Annotated in this window: 18 protein-coding genes and 1 tRNA gene; 6 read left to right on the top strand and 13 right to left on the bottom strand. The window is 56.6% G+C overall.

All coding sequences use genetic code 11. The features are described 5' to 3' along the window. The first annotated feature begins 76 nt into the window (after positions 1-76). Both KEC16_RS17825 and KEC16_RS17820 read left to right on the top strand, forming a co-directional pair. Complete coding sequence (locus KEC16_RS17825; protein ID WP_211551468.1) at positions 77-1,195, top strand: cache domain-containing protein; 1,119 nt, start codon at positions 77-79, stop codon at positions 1,193-1,195. Next, complete coding sequence (locus KEC16_RS17820; protein WP_211551466.1) at positions 1,185-3,710, top strand: CHASE domain-containing protein; 2,526 nt, start codon at positions 1,185-1,187, stop codon at positions 3,708-3,710. Before KEC16_RS17825 ends, KEC16_RS17820 begins: the two co-directional genes overlap by 11 nt. Positions 3,711-3,766: 56 nt before the next feature. Here KEC16_RS17820 and KEC16_RS17815 read toward each other — a convergent pair whose 3' ends face one another. Continuing rightward, positions 3,767-4,060 (bottom strand): hypothetical protein, encoded by a 294-nt coding sequence (locus tag KEC16_RS17815; RefSeq protein WP_211551464.1) that lies wholly within the window; start codon positions 4,058-4,060, stop codon positions 3,767-3,769. Between the two features lie 189 nt (positions 4,061-4,249). Between KEC16_RS17815 and KEC16_RS17810 the strand changes: the two genes are divergently transcribed. Next, positions 4,250-4,340: transfer RNA gene (locus KEC16_RS17810), tRNA-Ser, on the top strand. 199 nt (positions 4,341-4,539) lie between these two features. Here the strand turns inward: KEC16_RS17810 and KEC16_RS17805 are convergent. The 7 genes from KEC16_RS17805 to KEC16_RS17775 form a co-directional block, all read right to left on the bottom strand. Continuing rightward, positions 4,540-4,917, bottom strand: a complete 378-nt coding sequence (locus tag KEC16_RS17805; RefSeq protein WP_211551462.1) for a DUF4160 domain-containing protein — start codon at positions 4,915-4,917, stop codon at positions 4,540-4,542. A gap of 124 nt (positions 4,918-5,041) precedes the next feature. Beyond that, the gene (locus KEC16_RS17800; RefSeq protein ID WP_211551459.1) at positions 5,042-5,872 is read right to left on the bottom strand and encodes a hypothetical protein; all 831 of its coding nucleotides are present in this window, start codon (positions 5,870-5,872) and stop codon (positions 5,042-5,044) included. 178 nt (positions 5,873-6,050) lie between these two features. After that, positions 6,051-8,117 (bottom strand): helicase RepA family protein, encoded by a 2,067-nt coding sequence (locus KEC16_RS17795; protein ID WP_211551457.1) that lies wholly within the window; start codon positions 8,115-8,117, stop codon positions 6,051-6,053. After that, positions 8,110-8,424: a hypothetical protein gene (locus KEC16_RS17790; protein ID WP_211551455.1), complete on the bottom strand. Its 315-nt coding sequence runs from the start codon at positions 8,422-8,424 to the stop codon at positions 8,110-8,112. The genes KEC16_RS17795 and KEC16_RS17790 overlap by 8 nt, the downstream gene beginning before the upstream one ends. After that, complete coding sequence (locus tag KEC16_RS20235) at positions 8,421-8,621, bottom strand: helix-turn-helix domain-containing protein (RefSeq protein WP_211551453.1); 201 nt, start codon at positions 8,619-8,621, stop codon at positions 8,421-8,423. The genes KEC16_RS17790 and KEC16_RS20235 overlap by 4 nt, the downstream gene beginning before the upstream one ends. A 189-nt stretch (positions 8,622-8,810) precedes the next feature. Next, positions 8,811-9,830 (bottom strand): hypothetical protein, encoded by a 1,020-nt coding sequence (locus KEC16_RS17780; RefSeq protein ID WP_211551451.1) that lies wholly within the window; start codon positions 9,828-9,830, stop codon positions 8,811-8,813. A gap of 56 nt (positions 9,831-9,886) precedes the next feature. Then, positions 9,887-10,228 carry a helix-turn-helix domain-containing protein gene (locus KEC16_RS17775; protein WP_211551449.1) on the bottom strand — a complete coding sequence of 114 codons (342 nt, stop codon included), beginning with the start codon at positions 10,226-10,228 and terminating at the stop codon, positions 9,887-9,889. Positions 10,229-10,360: 132 nt separating this feature from the next. Between KEC16_RS17775 and KEC16_RS17770 the strand changes: the two genes are divergently transcribed. From KEC16_RS17770 to KEC16_RS17760, 3 genes are all read left to right on the top strand, one after another. Beyond that, positions 10,361-11,032, top strand: coding sequence for a hypothetical protein (locus KEC16_RS17770; RefSeq protein ID WP_211551447.1), 672 nt, complete (start codon positions 10,361-10,363; stop codon positions 11,030-11,032). Between the two features lie 92 nt (positions 11,033-11,124). Beyond that, complete coding sequence (locus KEC16_RS17765; RefSeq protein WP_211551445.1) at positions 11,125-11,841, top strand: hypothetical protein; 717 nt, start codon at positions 11,125-11,127, stop codon at positions 11,839-11,841. Further along, positions 11,835-12,548 (top strand): HNH endonuclease, encoded by a 714-nt coding sequence (locus KEC16_RS17760; protein ID WP_211551443.1) that lies wholly within the window; start codon positions 11,835-11,837, stop codon positions 12,546-12,548. The genes KEC16_RS17765 and KEC16_RS17760 overlap by 7 nt, the downstream gene beginning before the upstream one ends. Here the strand turns inward: KEC16_RS17760 and KEC16_RS17755 are convergent. From KEC16_RS17755 to KEC16_RS17735, 5 genes are all read right to left on the bottom strand, one after another. Next, the gene (locus KEC16_RS17755; protein WP_346344128.1) at positions 12,500-12,946 is read right to left on the bottom strand and encodes a very short patch repair endonuclease; all 447 of its coding nucleotides are present in this window, start codon (positions 12,944-12,946) and stop codon (positions 12,500-12,502) included. The two genes, KEC16_RS17760 and KEC16_RS17755, sit on opposite strands and share 49 nt — an antisense overlap. 26 nt (positions 12,947-12,972) lie before the next feature. Next, positions 12,973-14,742: a response regulator receiver domain gene (locus KEC16_RS17750; protein ID WP_211551439.1), complete on the bottom strand. Its 1,770-nt coding sequence runs from the start codon at positions 14,740-14,742 to the stop codon at positions 12,973-12,975. Continuing rightward, complete coding sequence (locus KEC16_RS17745) at positions 14,732-17,713, bottom strand: ATP-binding protein (protein WP_211551437.1); 2,982 nt, start codon at positions 17,711-17,713, stop codon at positions 14,732-14,734. The genes KEC16_RS17750 and KEC16_RS17745 overlap by 11 nt, the downstream gene beginning before the upstream one ends. Continuing rightward, positions 17,710-18,963, bottom strand: a complete 1,254-nt coding sequence (locus tag KEC16_RS17740) for a DNA cytosine methyltransferase (protein ID WP_211551435.1) — start codon at positions 18,961-18,963, stop codon at positions 17,710-17,712. The genes KEC16_RS17745 and KEC16_RS17740 overlap by 4 nt, the downstream gene beginning before the upstream one ends. Positions 18,964-19,196: 233 nt before the next feature. Beyond that, complete coding sequence (locus KEC16_RS17735; RefSeq protein ID WP_211551433.1) at positions 19,197-20,393, bottom strand: tyrosine-type recombinase/integrase; 1,197 nt, start codon at positions 20,391-20,393, stop codon at positions 19,197-19,199. Positions 20,394-21,027 lie beyond the last annotated feature (634 nt).

Below are 21,027 nucleotides of genomic sequence, written 5' to 3'. Positions count from 1 at the left end.
CCCCAGTCAGGCATGGATCAACCCACCTCCGTTGGTATAGGATTTCTTGAAAAAGAATAATCCGAGGGGGCGTCGCGTGACGGAACAATCACCAGCCGCAAGGAGCTTCCGCCTGCCCGTATTCGCGCTGGCCTTGGTTGCCTGCGCCCAGATTCTCTGGATGATCGGGCAATACGGCGCCGAACGCAGCGCTCTGCTGGAACGCGCCGCACTGGATCCCAGCCGGGAATTGACCACCGTATTGCGCCATGAAACGGAAAGCGCCCAGCGTCACTTGGCCATCGTCAAATCTCAGGCCGAAGTGGTGCTGAAGGAACGCATCCGCGATCGGGTGGACGAAGCCATCGCCGTCGCCGAAGCCATCCACGCCCAAGCCGCCGGCAGTATGCCCGCTGCCGCGTTGCAATCACTCATTCGCGAAAGCTTGCGTTCACCCCGCTTTTTTAGCGGACGCGGCTATTATTTCATCGACAGCATCGACGGCGCCTGCATCTTGCTGCCCACCGTCCCACGCCTGGAAGGCACCTCGTTGCTTGAAAACCGTGACGACGCCGGGCGCTATATCATGCGCGAACTGATCCGCGCCGTCGGCACTCCCGGCGATGCCGGCTATGTCCGCTATAGCTGGTACCCGCCCAATGTCAGTGATCGCATGGACGATAAAATCGCCTATGCCCGGCTGTTCAAACCCTTCAACTGGCTGATCGGGACCGGCGATTACATCTCGGCGGTCGAAGACGGCCTCAAGGCCGACGCTCTGGAACGACTGCGCGCCGTGCGCCTGACCCGTGGCGGTCGGCTGGTGGTGCTGGATCAAGACGGGGTCATCCGCCTGTTCCCCGATTCCCCCACCCTTGAAGGCACCAAGATCAGCAATCTCGCCAACGCCCCCGAAACAGAGGCGTTGCAGGCAATCTGGCAGGCCGGCAAACAGGGGGCCGGCGCCACCCGTTTCGCCATGGCGCTCAATGACACCGGCCGGCCACAGACCTGGCTGGCCTGGGCGCAGACGGAACCCACCTTCAATTGGGTGGTCGCGGCCATGGCGGAAGCCGGCGAACCTGCCGCCGACCTCAACAAAGGTTCTTGGGGGACGGGGTGGCGCTTCATCCTCCCGATCGCGATTTTACTGGTGGTCACGCTCTGGGCCATCACCTTGCTGATACTGCGCGGACGACAACGTCATGAACCCTAGCCAATTATTACGCCGCCTGCGGGTCGGGCAGATCAGCTTTTTGGCCACCTTGCTAACGCTGGCGCTGGCTGTCTCCACCTTTATCTGGTGGGCCGAAGTGCAGCGTGAAGAAGCCACCGCCCAAGCTGATTTCGAGCGCAACACCGATCAGGTGTTCAACGCCTTGTCCGCCCGCCTGGATACGTTCCAGGCGGTTTTGCGCGCCGGGGCCGGCACCTGGGCCGAGCACCCGGAAATGAGCGCCAACGAATGGAACACCTTCGTCCAACGCTCGTTGCTCGATGCCGGATATCCCGGTGTCGATGGGCTGGCCGTGGCCGTCGCGGTGGCGGAAAATCAGCATCAAGCCTTTGTCGCCGATATCCGTCGTCGCCTGTGGCGTGATTTTACCGTTCGCCCGGATGGCATCCGCGATCCGGCCGCGATCATTACCCATATCGCCCCGCTGGCGCGCTCCGGCACCGCCATCGGCTTTGACATCGCCTCGCATCCCGCCCGCTGGCTGGCGGCGCAAGTGGCGCGCGACAGCGGTCAAAGCACCCTCAGCGCGCCTTTGACCCTGCTGGTCACCAATGGCGAAAGCCGCTCGTTCCTGCTGGTTCATCCGATCTATCGCTCGGATTTCCCCACCGCAACCGTCGATCAGCGACGGAAGGCCCTGTTCGGTTGGTTATTGTTGGGCCTGCATGCGCCGACCCTGATCGGCAATCTGGTCGACAAGGTCAAGGATCCGTTGCTCGACATCCAGGTCTATGCCGGCGCCGTCACCGACAGCAATCAGATCTATGGTGTCGACAGGCTTGGAACTCCCGGTTCCGCCGCATTCACCACCCTTCGGATTCTGGACTTTGCCGGCACCCGCTGGACCTTGCGCGCTCACCACCATCTGCCGCGTTCGGCCCTGTGGTTTGGCGCCGCGCCGCTGACCCTGCTGGGGATCTGCGTCGCGCTGAGTCTGGCGCTGACCGCCGCCGCCTTGCTGCTGCTGATCTCGCGGGAACAAAGCCGGGAATTGGCCACCCAGGCCATGGGCCAACTCAGCCGGACCGAACGCACCCTTGCCGGCGTCACCGCCTCGGCTCCCGGTACGGTGTTCCAGTGGCTGCAACCCCCCGACGCGCCGCCCGGATTTTCTTTTGTCTCGCCCCAATCAACCTTGATGTTCGGCATCCCCCCCGAGGATTTGATCGCGGATTGGCGGAACCTGCCTTTTGCCCCCGAGGATCTTGAGCATTGGGCCCAGGCCATGGCCAAGGCCGCCCTCAGCTCCGATTCTTGGCAGATGGAGGGCCGCTATCACCCCTTTGGCGGAGAAACTCACTGGTGGAAGGGCAGCGCCGCCGCCGCGGTCGGGGAAGACGGCGCCACCGCGCTGAACGGCATCTTCGTCGATATTACCGACCAAAAAGATGTCCAGCGCGAACTGGCCGAACGGGAACAGACCTATCGCGAGATGTTCGAACGCTCCAGCGCCGTCAAGGTGCTGATTGATCCGGAAAACGGCCGCGTCGTCGATGCCAATGCCGCCGCCCAAGCATATTACGGCTATTGCTTTGATAAGGCAGCCGCCCCAGGGATCCAACAGGTCTCGCTGATGGAAGCAGAGCCGTTAAGCGCGGTCATGCGCCGCAGCGCCAACGGCGAACAGCAATTCTTCCGTTCACGCCATCGCCTGGCTTCCGGTGAAGTCCGCGAAGTCGAGGTGCATATGGGACCGGTGCGCATGCATGGCCGCCAATATGTCCACGTCATTGTCCATGACGTTACCGACCGCGAACGCTATCAGGCCGAACTGATGGAAAAATCAGCCAAGCTCGAGGCGTCCAATGCCGAGCTTGAACAGTTTTCCTATGTCGCCTCGCACGACCTGCAAGAGCCCTTGCGCACCATCTCCAGCTTCCTGCAATTGCTGGAACGCCGGTATACCGACAAACTTGATGCCGATGGCCGCGAATTCATCAGCTTTGCCGTCGATGCCGCCGCGCGCCAGCAGGCGATGATCCAAGACCTGCTGGAATATTCCCGTGTCGGCACCCGCGGCCGCCCCTTCGCGCCGACCGACATGGACAAGGCCTTCGCCATCGCCCAGGTCAACCTGACCAGCGCCATCGCCGATTCGGCGGCCACACTCAGCAGCGAGAAGCTGCCCCAGGTCATGGCCGATCAGGTGCAGATGGTCAGCTTGTTGCAAAACTTGATGGGCAATGCCTTGAAATACCGGCGCCAGGATGTCGCCCCCCAGATCCGCGTCTGGGCTGTCGAGGAGCCCGAGCGCTGGGTGATTGCCGTCGCCGATAACGGCATCGGCATCGAGCCGCAATATTTCGATCGGATTTTCCTGGTCTTCCAACGTCTGCACACGCGGGAAAAATTCGGCGGCACCGGCATCGGTCTGGCGCTGTGCCGCAAGATCGTCCACCGACACGGCGGCGATATCTGGGTCGAATCCGAGGTGGGCCAGGGCACCACCTTCTTCTTCAGTCTGCCGAAAAAGCCGCTGACCGAGCCTTGTTGAGCGGCCGCTACGGCAAACAGACAGGCGCCATCAGCGCCATATGGTGATGGAAGAAATCAGGAGCGACGGAAGCGAAACCGCTTATTGCGTTTGCGGCTGGCCACCAGCAAGGCGATGCCGGCAAAACCGACCACGACCCAGGCCGGCAAATCCATGATGACGGCCTCGGCGGCGGCGGCCAAACTCTGCTCCGGTATCGGCTCGGGCGCAGCGCCAAGCAGCAGGGTAATCACATCTGCAGTCAGAATGCCGGAATAATCTGCCGGCCCCAGAGCCAGCACGACGTCCCCCGACGCCATGATCACGGTAATCGCGATCAGGAACCACCCAACGACACGGCCCAGCAACATGATGCCCCCGCAACGATTTTCTGCTTTTGAAGTCAGACCGCAAGGTTTGCACCTTAGAGGACCAAAATTCAACGGTTTTCCGCATCAGCCTCGGGTTTTTACCCGACCGCGCCTTTGGACTTGCACCCCCCCCCTCTTCCGTGTATTTTCCCGCCTTCTCTGGACCGGGCTTGCCCGGACCGGTGATGCGGAGGGATGGCCGAGCGGTCGAAGGCGCACGCCTGGAAAGTGTGTATACGTCAAAAGCGTATCGAGGGTTCGAATCCCTCTCCCTCCGCCAGACCTGTCTTCTAACCATTTGAAGATAGGTGATTTGTTATCAGCGGTAAAACGCCAACCCCCAAACCAACCCCCATTCCGCTCGTGGACTGTCGCGCACTTGGGCAGACAGACACCCCAAAGTCGGCTTGGATGCCCTGGGTCGTTGATCGCATGCTCCACATTCCGGCGGGACTGTCCCCGGAACTGTGAGGGGTAGATTATTTTCGCCCCCTCACCTCCCCAAGCAGTCGAAGCGCCGCCAACATGTCGGTTGACGGCAATTCATGCCTCCAATGCCGAAGCAGCACATCCATATTCAGCAGCACCCACGCCCGCACCAATCTGAGGTCCGGGTTCGGCAGCCATCCTCCGCCGACGATTTTGGGATCGTTCGATATGGATATGGAGACCATTGTGTTCATGGTCAGCCGCTTTCCATGCTTAGGCGATACGCCGATCTTCGGCCCGTAGGGGCTGCCGTCGCGCCCCAAGAGACACACTGCCATAGGCAGTCCGGTATCTTCGGGAGTTAAAGTCGGCATCGCTACAGTTTCCTGCACGGCAACCAGGATCTCACTCAGCCGAACACTCATCATCGAAATCTCCTTGTGGTGATGGCAATTCGCCGAACTCGAAGAACCGCACGACCACGAGGATGGTCGGCGGGAAGCGAATGGACGGGGGTGCTTGAAGAAAGGCCGCGTTGTGGCTGCATCAGCCTTATCGCTGCGGCATTTCCACCGAGAAAGTGGACAGGATGTAGTTTTCCGTCTCGATTACATCTCGTGGCGGCACTCGCAACCCGTCGCGCATGACGCACTGAAGGTTGCTTTGCGATCTACGTTGACGGGCATGGTTCCAGTTCGCCGTCCCGACATAGATAGGCCAACGCTTCCCCGATGGAGCCCGAAGGATCGTGCCAGCGGAAAGCGCTTCAATCTTCCTTCGAAGCAGATGGAGCCGGCTCATGCGCGTGTGTTGCGGGTTAAGAATTATGTCGAGAGACGTGACCGCCTCGAAAAAGCGCTGTTCATGTGCCTCGTATCGAACGCGGACGCCAGTTTTCTGTTCATCATTCTGGCAACACAGCACATTGATCTCGCCGCATTCGAGCCAACCGACTTGAGCGGATTGGATGGAGAATCGTCTGCTTCCGTTCGGAACGAGAGCATCAACAACCGCTTGAACCCGCTCATCTGAAACATTGCCGGTTGAGCTGAACTGCTGCCTCGGCTCGAGCTGCATCCCACTTCCTCTGCCGACGATATAGAATTGACCGCAATCCGCAGGACTTTCTGGGCCGGTCAATGGATTGTCGGTCGGATTGAGCATCTCCACGGCGAGCGTTATCTGTTTGTTGCCGAATTCATGCTCCAACACGACCAATCCAGTGCGATCAACGCACGTGTAGCCAGCCGATAATACCAGTTCCGGCAAGCGCCCTTCTCGGCCCTCGCATTTGCGGACAGCCTCAATGAGCCAGTCAATATAGTGTGCGGTGATATTTTTATTTTCAGAATCAAATTTAAATGAAACTGTGCAAATATCCAATTTGCCCTCCATTTAATACATAAAATATTATATGGAAAACCACGGAAAATTTCCAGTAAAAATTGAATTTCTTTCAAAATATACATTTAAAATTTGATGTATAGCTGTGAATTTTATTACTCATGCCCCGCCGCCGCTGCCCGGACGGGCGACGGTGACGGAAGCATGGGCAATGAGATCACAGTTGGATATCGTCTTCAGTATCCACCGATTCACTCACTATTTCACTAAGGGGCAGGTTTTCTGCGGACTTCGGCATGGTGGATGGAGGTGTATCTGCCGCCATGGGGTTCAGGGATACGCCATGCTCGGGAGGCCCCGTCCATCGCGTCAAGGATGGTAGGAACTGTGCCGGGGACGGCATATGCGGATTGGAGACTTGCGATACCGTCGCTGTCGGTGGCTGCGAAAGCGAGTGAATAGCCCCCACGCCTGTGGCAAGCGAGACCCGAGACGAGACTCCCCCTGTAGGGGGAGTCTCGTCTCGTTTCACCCCACCCGGCCCATTGAGCCAAACGAAATCACCAAAAATCCCAATAATCCCGCGCTCTGCAAGTTCCTTCCGGTAACGGCTCCGCAGGGATCGCTCACTATCCGGTTTACCTTCTTCAGTGAGACCTGCCTTCCTCAGTTCCTCATGCCATTCCTGTTGTTTTACCGCCGGAAACGGTGGAATCGCAGGCTCCCCCTCCATGATACGGCCGTGTTTGGCGATGCAATCAACCAATATCTTGTGCGCACGCTCAACACTGGCCGGGAGCGTTTGCTCCTGTTCGGCCCGAGGCTTCTTGATCTCATCATTCACCGGGAGCACCACGCAACTTGTGACCGGCCTGCCGCGTGGGTTGGTCCCGAGTTCGATGACCTCCAGACGGTAGGCGAGTTCATCCTCGACGGGAAGTTCGCGTTGCTTGGTAACTCTGGCGAATGAAATGCCTCTGGATTGGTCACGGATGACCTCGATTTCGGTATCGATTGCGGCCCTTAGAAGGCTATGGCCACGCGCCCCACGGGTCGCGTCCTTGCCGCTGTGGTGGATGAACATCACGTGGGCACCCGTCTCTTCGCGTATTCTGTCGGCATTGGCGACGATCGCCCCCATGTCGTCGCTGCTGTTTTCGTTGCCGCCAGCCAAGGCGCGGGAAAGTGTGTCGATAACGACCAGCCGCACCGGACCATCTATTTCGGCGGCGGCGTCCTTGATGGTGCAAATCAAGGCATCGGTATCGTTCGGAGGGTAGCACAAGTTAATGCTGCTAGTGGCGATGGCAAAGGGCAATGCCACGTCAGGTCTTATGCCATGGTATCTGCGGAAGGCCTCGACCCGATTGCTGATACCGAAGCTGCCCTCGGCAGCGACAAAGATCACGCCACCGGGCTCGACTTGACGACTGAACCATGAACGCCCGGAAGCAATATGCAAGGCAAGATCAAGGGCAAGAAATGTCTTGCTGGAGTTGGATGCGCCATAGATGACAGATGACTGTCCGACACCAATAAAACCGTCCACAAGATCAATGCCGCCAACCATCGGTCTGATGTACTGAATCCATGTGACCGGAATAGCAGTCACTGTTTCCAGTTGATCGCTCGAGGGTTCCTGGGCCTCGTTGATCAATCGCCGCAGATCGTCAATCACGTATCCTTCAGGTAGAGAATCTGCCAAGTCCCAATTCGGCGGGAAGTCGACAGGTACCTTCACGACCGCAATCCGGCTGCCGCCCGCTTCCTTAGCCAACCGGAACACGTTCGCAGCATACGTGCGGCCGGGTTTGTCGTTATCGGGCCAAATGACGATCTGGCGGCCTTTCAGCCAAGACCAATCGGCCTTGTTGGCCGCGTTGGCGCCATTGGGACTGGTGGTGACCACGAAGGCAGGAAAAAGTGATCTCGCCGCGTCTGCCGTTTTTTCACCTTCCACAACCAGCACCCAGGCGCTTGGATTCGCCGCCAGCCAATCAAGGTTATACAGCGGACGGGGAGTCGGTAGTCCTTCCCACTTCCAGACCGTCTCCCCGTTAGGTTTCATCCACAAGGTCAGCGGCCGGATTGCCTTGCCGTTTTCATCGTCGAACCGGCAGACTAAAACGAGAATGTGGCCATGCTCGTTTCGATAAGCCCAATAGTTTGACGGTGCCCCCCAAGATGCGGGAAAGGGAATTTGGGTGTCCCAAAAAGGCACGGGGGACACAAGCTGCCCGTTCCTGCTTTGATGAGAGGTATCGGGAGGGGGTATGTTATTCATGGAACACCCCCATCATCTTAGCCAAATGGCGAGCGGCCTCGGCTTGGCCGATGCCCTCCACGGCGGCTACAAGCGATACCGCGTCGCGTCCACCTTCGCCCGTGGCGAAGTCCTTCCAAAGTCCGGCTTTGGGGCCGACCAGAACGATCTTGAGTGAATTGCCGGGTTCCCCTTTCAGGTTTCCGACGGCCCATTCCCTTCCTTCGGTGTGCCCTCTGGGAAACAGTTGCGATGCCAGGACGGGCATCTGCTGGCGTGCAGCGGAGGCGATCCTGGCGCATAGGTTGGAACGGCGGTCGTGTCTCATTTGCCGCTCTCCTCAGCCAGACGACTCAGGAAGGCCTCGCACTCGCCGGTCGGAACCAAAGTCCGGCGCCCACATTTCAGGATTGTGATTTGCCCTTTCTTTACGGCTTTATAGAAAGAGCTTCGTCCAACACCAATGATGCGGCACGCCTCTGAAACAGAGTGCGTCAAACGGTTAACATTATTAACAACATTCATTTTAAATCTCCGATGCAGTGCGTCATATCGCGTCCTGACATCGGCCATTATCGCGGCCAAAACCCGGTTTGTATTACCGAAGTCTGCCGAAGTCTGCCGTCATTCTTTGGTGGTTGTGGTTAGTTAAAATTGGCGGAAATGCTGATTTTAAAGCCCTGCTGTTGGGAGTTGCCGGAAACTGCCGAAAATTCAAATGGGCCTTAGGTGTGGTTTACAGCAAAATTCTTTATGGGCTTCGTTGGCATATTTCGTGACAGCTTGCGCCTTTTTATAAAGACCAATGTCCGATGAACCGAGAAAATTGCTCCCCTCCAGATCAGCGGTCGCACTGAGCAGATACTTGACCTGTTCGGTCATTTTGCTTTCACACGAGACTTCTCCAGGTTCACGATCATGCTCCCGAATGATGGCCACCAGCGCGGCCACGAATGGAAGCATGTCCTGCATAAGGGGAAGGCCAAGTGAACGCCGCTCGGCGAGCAATTCATTCGCAACCTTCATGTAAGGCAATGCGATTTTATCGAACTGGCTCCGTCCAGGGAGGGTGTTGTTGTTGGGGCTAACATGATGGCCTGCTTCAAGAATAGGACGAAGGATTCCGAGCTTATCATCTGTGCTAACCGCCCAAAAATTAGGGTTGCGATCACCAACCATAATTGACAAAGCCGCGAGTAAGGGCCAGTCCTTCCGTGGCTTTCGTCCCCCTCGCCTTTTGGGCGTCTCCACGACCAAACCACCGTGCGATTTTTTTTCGTAGGCTGGCGCTTCTTTCCCAGTCGTTATCGCGTAAAGATCATTCCAGCGGACGCGAAGATCGATGAAATAAGGGTGGGAATCGACCTCATCTTTAAGGAGGTGGAAGCGGCCAAGAGTGCCATGCTCCCAGTCGATGGAATCGAAATTGGCCTGCTTAATAACCTGGGGGCGAATCCAAACAAGGTCCGTGCCCTCCCAACAATCGTATTCATAGGTAAGCGAGGATTGCAAAGGGGTCCATGGCCTGTTGGGATCGTACCCTTCTAGACCGTAAAGCTTGAGACGACCATCAATCCAGAAACTAAACAGATTCGCCCGAGACGTGTGCTCGGATGGACAAGAGGGTAAGGTTTCCCTGTTTTCGAGGGTGGGCATCTCGCCGGCCATGACCCAACGGAGCGCCTGAGGCAACGTAATCCAAGCCTGTCGCTGAGGATTGACCGTATCAGGCACCTGCGCCTCCTTATTTATAGCGAATAGTTGATTTGGATGCGCATATAGATCGTGTTTTAGTGTTTTTGCGCCGCGATTGCCTCAACCACTGCCACGGCCAACCGTAGTTCGCCATCGCCCAAATCTTCCGCCAGCGCCCGCAAACGGTGTTCAAGCTCCATCCGATTACGAGCGATGGTGCGGGGGCGGTCCATTTCTTCGAAAAAGAATCCCATCGGGACGTCAAGCTGCCGAGCAATGTCATAGAGCGTATCCAGCGGCGGAAGGACTTGGCCTCGCTCGATATTGCTGATGCTCTCAGCGGTTTTACCCACCATCTCGCCAAGGCGCTCCTGGGTCAGCCGACGCTTCTGCCGCGCCGCTCTCACCTGCACCCCGACATACTGTTTCAGGTCCATCGTCATGCCCCCGATTGTCGTTTGGGGCGAAGCGACTTGACCATCGAATGCAATTGTGTCGTCTATCGATAGAACGAAACCATATTCGTATTTTTTGGCTGTCGCCGCCGAAATAGGGCAGAGGAGGGAAATATGAAAACCTTGTTGGGGTATGCGTCTATCACCTTGGCCGTTCTCGGCCTAGCCGCCTATGCGTTCAGACCTGCGGCGCGAACGATGCCCTGGTACAAGTTCGCCGGTGCCGTCATCGTCATGCTGGGGATGGGCATTGGGTTGATCGTCATTGATGCCAAGAAGGAAACTGAAATCAGTGTTCCACGTAATCCGGAGATGAATGCAGGCAGGCAAGTCCGATCAGCCGGAAAGGATGAGAATAGAGAGGAATATCTGCAAAAGTTTATTAATGACGCCATGACAACCAACAGGGTTATTGATCAAGGCAGAGACCTGCTGCTTAAGTATGCAGCAAAAGGAAACGATGCTGATCTGACATCGGCAGTTCTTGAGACGGCAAAACTTGTAGAACTGGTTGACGTAAAAATAATCCAGCTGGATGCGTTCGGAGCGAAAATTTTTTATAAAGAGCAACATTTAAATCAGCTCAAGCTCGTGATCTCTGGTTTGGAGCAGAGGCTTAAGGCTCTGGAAATCATGGGAAAGTCATTTGATGGGCTGCGTACAGGAAATTTACCAGAAGATAGAGTCAATATTGCCATACAAACGGCTAATTCAGAGTTTAAAAGGCTAGGAAGCGCATTTTTTGAAGATCTGGCGAAATTGAAGTCAATGTACATTAATCAGTAGAATTCCTGCCATTCCACATTAGAAGAAACATGATGAGTCGCGGAGATTTGATGCTCAATAAGACATCTGCTTTGGGGTGATCGGAGGGGACATTGGAACGGATCGAAGAATTCGTCGATGGGCGGCAGAAATCTTGGTGTATCCACTGCACCCGACCGCTCATCGGTCTTGAAACGAACGAAGATCATGTTCCGACGAAGAGTCTGATTCTCAAACCGCGCCCGCATCACCTGCCGGTCGTCACCATCTGCCGCGAATGCAATAACGGTTTCTCTCGGGACGAACAATATGTCGTCACCTTTCTGAGTTGCGTCCTTGCCGGATCGACTGATCCGGAAAAGCAAGAAAACCCGAGTGCCGCCCGTGCACTGAGTGAGAGTTCCGCTTTTCGCGCCATGATCGAGCGAACGAAGACCGAATACCAGACGCTCGGCGGTGACACGCGTGTCGTCTGGAAACCAGATATGAACCGCATCCACCGGATAGTCCTTAAAAATGCGCGAGGCCACGCCTATTTCGAATATGGTGAACCGATGATGGAACCGCCCGTCCATGTCTGGGCGTCCCCCTTGGAGTGTTTATCTGAAAGCCAGCGGGCGAACTTCGAATGCCTGGATAGCGGAGGCGAGCTTGTCGCATGGCCGGAAGTCGGCAGCCGGATGATGACGCGAGTCTTGACCGGAGAAGACATGGCCTACGGTTGGGTCGTGGTGCAGGAAGGAACCTATCGTTACGCAGTCCAGCAAACCGAGGGGCTCCGAGTTCGGTCCATCCTGTCGGAGTATCTCGCTACGGAAGTCCAGTGGTGACATCAGATGCACTTTCCGTCGCCGCCCCAGATTTTGAAGCGATTTCCCACCGCCTGACGAAACTGCACGAGGCGTTGAGCGCAGGCCGGTCACGCGTCACCTGTCTTCAGCGTTGGAGCGAGTTCATAAGAGAGCGCGACGGGCACAGGTGCGTCGATTGCCACTCGCAGGGCCGGCTTTTCGCGCATCACATCTGCCGGAAATCCTTATTCATGACGGCCCAATTCGATACGGGAAACGGCATCACGCTTTGCCGCGAGTGCCACCGAGAAGTTCATGCGGGTTTCAATGGACGCCCGGACATGTCATTGCCGGTGGATGCCCAAGGCGGTGAAAAGCTTGCCCTCATGGAGCGCTTATACAGCATTCTGGTGGATGATGCTGTCGAGCGCGGATTGATGCGCGAGGACTTCTACTTTCTCAGCGATGAAGCCCTTGAGACGTTCAGGGGCATGCAAGGTTATGGCGCAAATACGCACTTTCCAGGCTCCCGTCTTGAGCAGGCATACCTGATTCTGGCGGAGCCTGAGAAGCAGTTGCGCCGTGCTGTCGCTGAGGCGAATGGGTTTGCGCTGGGTGATATTCCACTGTTACCTAGCGGAATGATGATCGTCTTGGATGATGATGGTCGGCAATCCGAACCGCGGGTGTTTCAGGGTTACTCCCCACGATGGTCAACCTCAGACGTACCGGATTCTGATGGGTAAGAGCTGTTTGTAAGGGCTGCAACCAATTTCGCAGCGAGTATTTCGGTCGCCTTGGTCTCGCATTCCCACACCACGATTACCTGCCACCCCATTTCGCGGAGAGCGGTTTCCTTCAGTCGGTCACGTGCGACATTGCGCTCGAATTTTTCCGTCCAGAACGCGACGCGTGTCTTGGGCGTTGTGGCCCTTTTGCAGCCTGTATGGCGGTGCCAAAAGCAACCGTGGACGAAAATCACGGTACGGTGGCGAGGGAGAACGATGTCGGGTGTGCCGGGCAGATCACTGCGGTGCAGCCGGAATCGATATCCTTTGGCGTGGAGGAGACGCCGTACCCTCATCTCAGGTTCCGTGTTCTTGCCTCGCACCGCACTCATATTGCGGCTTCGAGTTTCTGACACAGCGGAAAAGTCCGACCCCACTATCGCTATTTTTCCTTGCGACCGACAAAATCCAGCCCGATGCGCGTCATAGACCCTCCGAGTTTCTGGACGAAGTTCAGCGCGTACTCGTACCTCAGTTGTGCGACGACGCGGGCCGGGCGATTTTTCTGCACAAGGGCATCGCCATCGCACTCCGTCATGCAGACCGTGAAGCCGAGCCCGTCAGCCTCAAATACGCCCCTTTTTTCTGCATACAGCGTGTGCCAGACCGGAGCGGACGCATCATCGCTGGGATCATTGAAACAGAAGCTTGTCACCGTCCCATTGAGCGGGAGGAAGAGGTAACGATTCGATTGGGCATCAAGAATCTTACCTTTCTTCGTTTCTGTGAGGCAAACAGCCATGAAAGGCAATCGCTCGCCAAAGGCTTCACGGCGTGAGGATGAAAGTTGGCCCGGCACCATGTCGCATGCGGGAGAGACGCACACCCAGATTTTATTCTCGACCTCGAAAACGTGCCCGGTCGTCAGGTGCCAACCTGTGGGTGTCGTGGTACTGACGAGGGCATTATGCTCGCGCTCTGCCCGCAACATTTCGTCGAGTTTCTGGAAATCGACGCCGAAATGCGCCTTGGTGGTCTCGTCCGCCGAAGCAAGCTTTGCCTCGGTCTCAACGAGGCGTTTCGCAAAGGCTGCCACACGTGGAAGGATGCCGTTCATCAGTTGCTCTGAGTGACGGGCAACGCTGTCGTCGATATACCACTGGCGCTCGCTTCCCTCGGAGCTGAGGAGGCGCCGGTACCAGTGAGCAAGCGCGAAGCGACTCTCGAGCGCCGCACCCTGCGCTATCGCGCCATATTCATCCATTTCGGCGCGAAGCTTCGCCAGAAAGAGGCGAGAAGGGCGTGGACACCATGTGCTCAGCGCCAGAAGGAGGTCCTCAAGTAGGTTGCCTTCATCACCCTTGGCCGAGAAAGATACAAACACAGAGTCCGACTTTATGTATTTCACAGGCCCATCACTCCAGACGAGGCCAGGTGCCGGATTCGGGTTCATGCGCGGCATCAGTCGGCTCTCGACCTCGGCAAGGAGGTATGCGACCACGATCTTCCGATCAGGATTGGGCCATTCAAGCGCATCACATGCATCTTTAAAAGCGGTGAAGGGCGCTTGCCCTTTACCTATCGCCCGCATGTATTTGTCCGGATTCTGACGCGCAAAGAGATAGGCATCGACATCGATGCTCGCTCGAATACGATCATAGCTGCCTTCAATCGTGTCTTCACACTCGGCAAGCAGCTCATTCGCCTTCACAGCATCTGCATCGGCCTGCACGCACCCGCTAGGAGGGAGCGCGGCAATCAGAGTATTCCGGAAAACCTGATCGATATCCTCGCTCGTATGCACTGCTACCAGATTGAAATGATCGTTGCGCATCAAGCTTCGGATGATCTCGAACGCCATCGAACCGTCATTGGGCTTCGACTTATCGAGCTGGTAATCGAGGACGAGAAGGTCCGACTGGTGCAGATGTGCGGCGATCTTGCTCTCGGCACCTGCCGGGACGTTCGTACCGTCGTGAATATCGACCAGCAAGGGGTGTTTCGGATCGCGGAAACGGGCGATCACCTTCTTGATACGCTCAGGGTTCTTCGACCACGCTTTTGCGCTCGGTTTTGCACCGCCTTGGGAGGAACTCAGTTGCGCGTCAAGCACTTCGTCAAAGGTCGGGTAGTCGTCATCGACGATCAGGACCGACCGGATCGGATCGATGAATGCCTCTTTGATGAACGCCGAATAATGCTCACCCGACATCGAACTCAGCCCCCCGGAACGTAATAGCGAAGTTCGCCCCCGGCAGCGGCAGACCTTCGCCCTTCGAAACGTAGCGAATACGATGCCCCCCTGCCGCAAGGTTCGCCTTGGAAAGGTAGAGACCGACGCCACGTCCCCCATGTGCCTTTTTCGTGAAAAACAGACTGAACAGGCTGTCGATGTCTTCGGCATCGACACCGGGGCCGTTGTCGGAGACCATGACTTCATCCCCCACCACCGCGAGCGCTATCCGCCGCTCACCGTCACGGCGTGTGCCGACCCAATAGATGCTGTTGTTCATAAGGTTGATAAACACGGGATAGAGGCGCGACTGTTGGTCGTAAATTCGCATGGCCCGGAACCGAGGATCAACATCAAATATGATCTCAGCACGTGAAAGGTTCAGCTTGAAAAACTCAGCTAGGTAGTCAGCGATCTCGCCGCCGGTAATCCAACGTTGGATGCGTTGGCCCGCCAGTCGCAGCGGAGACAGAAACCGGAGCTGGTCGGTAAGCCCATCATAGCCGAACTCGATATCGTGGACGGCCTTGCTTTGTCGGACCTCTTCCGGAAGTCGTTTAATGGCGGAACCGATAATATCGTCATAGGCTTGCAACTCGTGGCCGACGATTTCTACGGCGATGCCGAGTTGCGCTAACGCATTGAGGCGGTCCAGTTCGGCCCGCATGTCCCCGAGTTCTTCCATACCGAACGAAGCCAAATGATCGAGGTCAATGCTCTCTTTCAGGCTTTCCAGCGCACCGATGTAGGGAACGAAGAGCTCTGCGTTTTGGGTGTCCGTCTCTTCTTTCAGCCGCTCCAATAGTTTTACAGCTTCGGAGTAGGTCACTTCACCGCGATCAAACCTTGCGACCACAGGTATCGCTTCGGCGTGAAAAACTTTATTCCGCTGACCGACAACGTCCCTGATCCGCTCGAATTCGCTTTTCTGAAGGATGTCGATCGTCCGCTTCCATTGTTGGATACGATGGTGAATTTGAGCGGCGTTCCGTGCGATCTGCTTTTCGAGCAGTTCACGCGGCTTCTTCGGATTGATGCGCTCGATCTGTATTTCTAGATCGGCAGCAGCAGCCCCCAGGAGTGCGCTCAGATCACGTATATTCTCTCGGAAATCGGCGTAGGGCGTCTCCAGCGGTCCCAAGGACGTTGGCGCACCCGGCAATCGGAATTCGGAGGCCCTTTCCCGATATTCTTCAAGGTGTTGCTGGGTCGCTGCGATTTCCGCCTCATCTCGAACAGAGAGCGTGCGAGCGAATTCTTCGACTTCTTTTACAAAAGGCGGGAGGGTTTTAGTAAAAACCTGTAGTTTCGTCCGAAATTCTTTGCGTTGCTTCTTCCGGAGTTTGTTGCGCGCCTCATTCGCACGCTCTTCCTTGTTAGACGCCTTAATGCCGGGCAAAACCGTGCGGCGAATTTCCGAATCGTAGCCGAAATATCGCCGTGCCGACTGCTTAAGGATATTGGAGACGATCCCCTTTAGGGTCTTCGCGGCTCGATTGTCAAGCAAGCCCTCGCGACCGGCTTTATCTTTAAGGTTTGGGTTCGCAGCTCGCGTGATCGAGAGGCGTCCGAACATTTGCCGATGATTCCAGAACTCTCGGCCAGCGTGCTTGCTGCGTCGGGATTCGATCTCGAAGAAATCGTTATCGGTGCGACCATAAGGTAATACCCGCAGGCCATCCCGGAAAATCATAAAACCCGCGTAAAGACGAGCAAGCTCCTCGAATCGCTGAAACTCAAGACGCGGAAGCGTCGAATTTATCGACTCGAACTCCATCGAGGCAATGTAAAGGTCGAGTTGGCCGACTTCGGAATCCGCTCTTCGCGGGATATGAAGGTCTTTCGGTGGTGCAATGACGCACTCTTCCGGAATCCATTGGCCGAATGCTTTGACCCGTCCCCGGAAAACGCCATCTCGATCAATCGAGCCGGCTAGGAGATGCTCCATGCCATCAAGTTGGCGGCGGTCGAATTGTTTATCCGTACCTACGATCGTCTGCGGCACTTCGCCTTTCCATGCCCGGACGGCATAGGAGAATTCGAGTCTGCTGGCAGTAGATTGCTCGTCCGCAGGATCAAAAAATGGATCGACGAAACTGGACAGTGTTTCAAAAAAGCGCTTTCTGGCCTCAATTGCCGACGAATCAGTTTTGTCGTCGCCGAGCTCCACCTGGAGATCGTAATTTATTTGGCTGACCAGCAGCGCCGTGCCGTGTGGCCGCTCATCCGACCAGACCGGCCATTGAGCGAGATGCCGTTCCTTGAACTCGATTTTCGCCAATCCTTCGAGAATTTCCTCGGAAGGGGGGCGAAGCTTGTTGCTGACGCCGGCTTCATTCTCGGCATGGAAAAGATGATCATAGGCAGCCCAGGCAGCACGCAGGCGGTCCGTTCGTGCGGCGTCACCGCCACCGGTAATGTTGCATGCCAACTCAGCGACGAGGCCGGGAACGAGCGTAAGGAGCGCGTCCTTATTCTCAAACTCGGCAATGGGCACACGGAGGTCGGCCAAGTTGATGAACGGGTTTTCGAACAGTCGCCAGTCAACCATCGCCGCCACGAAGGGCGCGGTTTTTCGTTTGGAAACAAGTAGAAGTATCGGCCCGAGATTGGCGCACGACAGGCGGCCTATACCCTTCTGCCCCTGCCTGGGTCTGACCTTCAGGTCGTTACGATCATCAATCGGCGTGCGGTCTTCTGTCGCCTTGGATTCGGTACCGACGACAAGCCAGCGATTCTCGAATTCGGCGCGGTTCATGCCATGCCCGTCATCACTGATCACCGCGACGGGTTCGTCACCGTCGTAGATGTCCAGGGAGACGCTTCGTGCATAGGCGTCGAATGCGTTCTTCCATAATTCAGAAATCGCCGTCGGACAGTCCGCGATCTGCTCGCGGCCAAGGTGATCGACGGTCCGGGCTTTTGTCTGGAATGATGCGGCACCGATCATCCGTTCGCCCGCCTCGCCGGTGGTGAGATATCTGCCGCTTGTGCCCGACCGGCACTAAGTATCGGCTTGATGTGCTCGATCAGCAGCTGCGCCAACGCCACCGGGACGGCGTTCCCGACCTGCTCACCCGCCGCCATCAGACCGCCGGAGAAGATGAAATCGTCTGGGAAAGTCTGGATGCGTGCGGCCTGCCTGACGGTGATGCCGTGGTGGAGGGTCGGGTGGACGAAGCGTCCTTTTGAGGGATTGATGCAGGCGGTCGTCATGGTCGGGGCCGGCTCATCAGGGTTGATACGACCATAGACATCTTTATGACCGTCGTGTTTTTCATGGCATTTCAGCGTGCGTCCCGACTGGTGCCGACTCCCGCCGTTGGGAGGCGTCCGTTCGAAGGTGCGCACAAGCTCTTCCGTATGAGACATGTGAGTGTCGTTGGGATCGTTTTTCGGTGCAGCTCCGAAAACATCCTTGCAATTCACCCAGGACGAAAGTGCAGGATTTTCACGACGCTTCCCCTCACTGCCATGCGTCGGTGCGGGAGGCCATGTCAGGACAGGGTTAAGGTCGCGCCGGCACCCCAAAATGAACACGCGCTTGCGTCGCTGAGGCACTCCATAATCCCGAGCGTCGAGGACGACAGCGGCTTTTACGTCATAGCCCGCTTCACGGCCTTCCCGATAAAAGCGGTCGAGCGCCGGTTTGTGGCGTGGCCAGAGCATGCCAGGAACGTTCTCCATAAGGAAAGCCGCCGGGGAAAACGCACGCACGAAATCGAAGTAAATATGGATCAGATCGTTGCGGGCATCTCCGACACCGGAGTCGTTCAAACGATGTGACGAGAAACCTTGACAGGGGGGGCCACCAAGAATGAGATCGCAGGGCTGCCCATCCGCGAATGCCGCCCTCGAAAGCGTGACTGGATCGAGCACCCGAATGTCACCTTCGGCCAGATAGGGCTTCGGCTCGACTTTGCACAGATTGTCACGGTAGGTTGATGCGGCATGTTTTTTGAGTTCGACAGCCAACCTGACCGTCAACTCAGCTCTTCGCGCTGCAAGTGAGAAGCCGCCTGCGCCAGCGAAGAGATCTACGCAGTTAAGCGCGTTCTGGGGCCAGCGTCGTTCAAGCAGGGCTTCACATGTCGCATCATTCAATGAAACATCCGATTGAATGGACGTTTCGTCGGAACCGCTCGATATGACGGGATGAACGCAGGTCACTTTCAATTGACCAGTCTTGGGGTCGGTCATCTGACCACCTCGATAGCCAAGTCTGATGCTTTGTCGAGACCGACTGCCGACACTCGTGTGCCACCCAGGACGTGACGCTTCCTGCTGGCGCCCATCGTTACTTACCTTTTTAAGCTACAAAATCCCATCGCAAAGATGGCACTTTCCCTTGGGAATGTCACCTGAGGATTGGTTCCCAATTTGGGATATCACCCCTCATTGGTTGTTATGTTCGTGGCCAGGAGATAGTGCCGTCAATCCCCGATAGAGCAGAAATCGGCCCATGAGGCCATCAACTCTCGGCGTTTTTCGAATAAGTCACCCCGACGGTAAGCCGCCTCCACCTTGTCGCCAATGGTGTGGGCGAGCGCCATTTCCGCCACCTCGCGGGAAAAGGCTGTCCGTTCGGCAGCCCAATCCCTGAAGGTCGAACGGAAGCCGTGGGTTGTGAGGTCAGGTCGCTTCATTCGTTTCAGTAACTGGAGGAACACCATGTTGGATAAGGGGCGTTCTTTCCTCTGGCCGGGGAACACAAAGGCGGATTGTCTGATTTCGGCCGTCCTGGTCAGGATGGTCATTGCCGCCTCCGACAAGGGAATCCGATGATCCTTTCCTGCTTTCATTCGCTTACCCGGAATACGCCATACTTTGGCATTCAGGTCGAACTCATCCCATCGAGCATTTAACGCTTCACTGGTCCGGGAAGCCGTCAGGATGGTGAATTCCAGTGCCCGCGCAGCCCCTTCCTCCCGCTGCCGAAGCTCAGACATAAAGGCGCCGATCTCCTCGTAAGGCAGTGCTGGGTGGTGTTGAACACTCTGCACCTTGGACCTTGGGGGTAACAGTTTGTCGAGGTGTCCTTTCCAACGAGCTGGGTTATCGGAGGAGCGATGCCCCCGAACCGCCGCCCAGTCCAAGACGGCTTCTATACGCCCCCGCAAACGAGCCGCGGTTTCTGGTTTGGTGTGCCAAATCGGCTCCAACACCTTCAGAACCATCTCCAAATTGATCGCCTGTACGGGCAGCGTGCCGAAGATGGGGGCTGCGTAGGTCTTGATGGTAGAGGACCATTGAGCGACATGTTTTTCGTTCCGCCATCCGGATTTGTGGGCCTCGATGTAGGCGGAAGCGCATTCAGAAAAAGTCATTCCGTTGGACGCTTGGGTCTCCTGCTGCTGTCGCTCGGCTTTCCGCACGTCAAGGGGATCATGTCCGGCGGCCAAAGTCCGACGCACGGATGCAGCGGCCTCCCTTGCCTCTGCCAAGGATAATACGTTCAGGGCTCCCAGCCCCATTTCACGGGCCTTACCCTGGCGGGTGTAGCGGAACAGCCAGCTTTTCCCCCCTGTTGGTCCGATCTGTAGATAAAGGCCGCCTCCATCGGCGTAGCGCCCCGGTTCTTTCGCTTTCTGAACCGTCATCGCCGTCAATCTATTCGACGTTCGCGCCATGATCACCTCCAACCCCCAAACCAACCCCCAATCGACACGAGGATTCTAACGGATATCGGTGGACGTCGGAATACGTCAGGAAGCAAAAATTACGTATAATCAGTTTGTTATGGAGGACAGTGGCAACCACAGAAGGTTCTCTGCAATCATAACAGCGGATTCCTCTCCCTCCGCCACTACTTCTAAAGAATAGATTCTCTGACGCATAGAGCCTTGGGCGAAGGCCCAAGGCTCTGCGCCGTTCGCGGCCAGTAGCTGTTGACCGTGTAGTCTTGTGGCGACAGAATTTCGGCCAATTTTCTCTTCTCTCTGCCCCGTATTCTCCGCGAGCTATTGACTGCCGCCTAACGGTACGGGCTCAGAATGTTGACAGAGAACAACGATCTGTGCTGGACTAAACCATTGAGCGGTTTTCCTTTGTTCCTGATGAGCGCAGGAAACCCGGGACGAAATCCCCTCAGGGCAGATTAAACAACAGAGAACGGGCATGAGCGTGGACATCACCCCGCAAGAGGCGATGAAACGTCTGGAAGCTCACTTCGGCTCTCGCGAAGAAATGGACTTGCCCGGAAAGAGTGGAGAGCAAAGGTGTTAACTTTGCTTGAGGACGACTCTGATGACAGGTTCAGGAATG

The sequence above is a fragment of the Magnetospirillum sulfuroxidans genome (genome assembly GCF_018224925.1).
Taxonomy (GTDB): Bacteria; Pseudomonadota; Alphaproteobacteria; order Rhodospirillales; family Magnetospirillaceae; genus Magnetospirillum; species Magnetospirillum sulfuroxidans.
The sequence above is the reverse complement of the archived record's forward strand: the minus strand, read 5'-3'. Positions and strand labels throughout refer to the sequence as shown.

Bases quoted from the DNA above. Each gene is read 5' to 3' on its own strand.
- KEC16_RS17820 (WP_211551466.1), top strand. From the start codon at position 1,185: ATGAACCCTAGCCAATTATTACGCCGCCTGCGGGTCGGGCAGATCAGC.
- KEC16_RS17815 (WP_211551464.1), bottom strand. From the start codon at position 4,060: ATGTTGCTGGGCCGTGTCGTTGGGTGGTTCCTGATCGCGATTACCGTG.
- KEC16_RS17805 (WP_211551462.1), bottom strand. From the start codon at position 4,917: ATGATGAGTGTTCGGCTGAGTGAGATCCTGGTTGCCGTGCAGGAAACT.
- KEC16_RS17795 (WP_211551457.1), bottom strand. From the start codon at position 8,117: ATGAATAACATACCCCCTCCCGATACCTCTCATCAAAGCAGGAACGGG.
- KEC16_RS17790 (WP_211551455.1), bottom strand. From the start codon at position 8,424: ATGAGACACGACCGCCGTTCCAACCTATGCGCCAGGATCGCCTCCGCT.
- KEC16_RS20235 (WP_211551453.1), bottom strand. From the start codon at position 8,621: ATGAATGTTGTTAATAATGTTAACCGTTTGACGCACTCTGTTTCAGAG.
- KEC16_RS17775 (WP_211551449.1), bottom strand. From the start codon at position 10,228: ATGGACCTGAAACAGTATGTCGGGGTGCAGGTGAGAGCGGCGCGGCAG.
- KEC16_RS17770 (WP_211551447.1), top strand. From the start codon at position 10,361: ATGAAAACCTTGTTGGGGTATGCGTCTATCACCTTGGCCGTTCTCGGC.
- KEC16_RS17750 (WP_211551439.1), bottom strand. From the start codon at position 14,742: ATGTCGGGTGAGCATTATTCGGCGTTCATCAAAGAGGCATTCATCGAT.
- KEC16_RS17745 (WP_211551437.1), bottom strand. From the start codon at position 17,713: ATGATCGGTGCCGCATCATTCCAGACAAAAGCCCGGACCGTCGATCAC.
- KEC16_RS17740 (WP_211551435.1), bottom strand. From the start codon at position 18,963: ATGACCGACCCCAAGACTGGTCAATTGAAAGTGACCTGCGTTCATCCC.
- KEC16_RS17735 (WP_211551433.1), bottom strand. From the start codon at position 20,393: ATGGCGCGAACGTCGAATAGATTGACGGCGATGACGGTTCAGAAAGCG.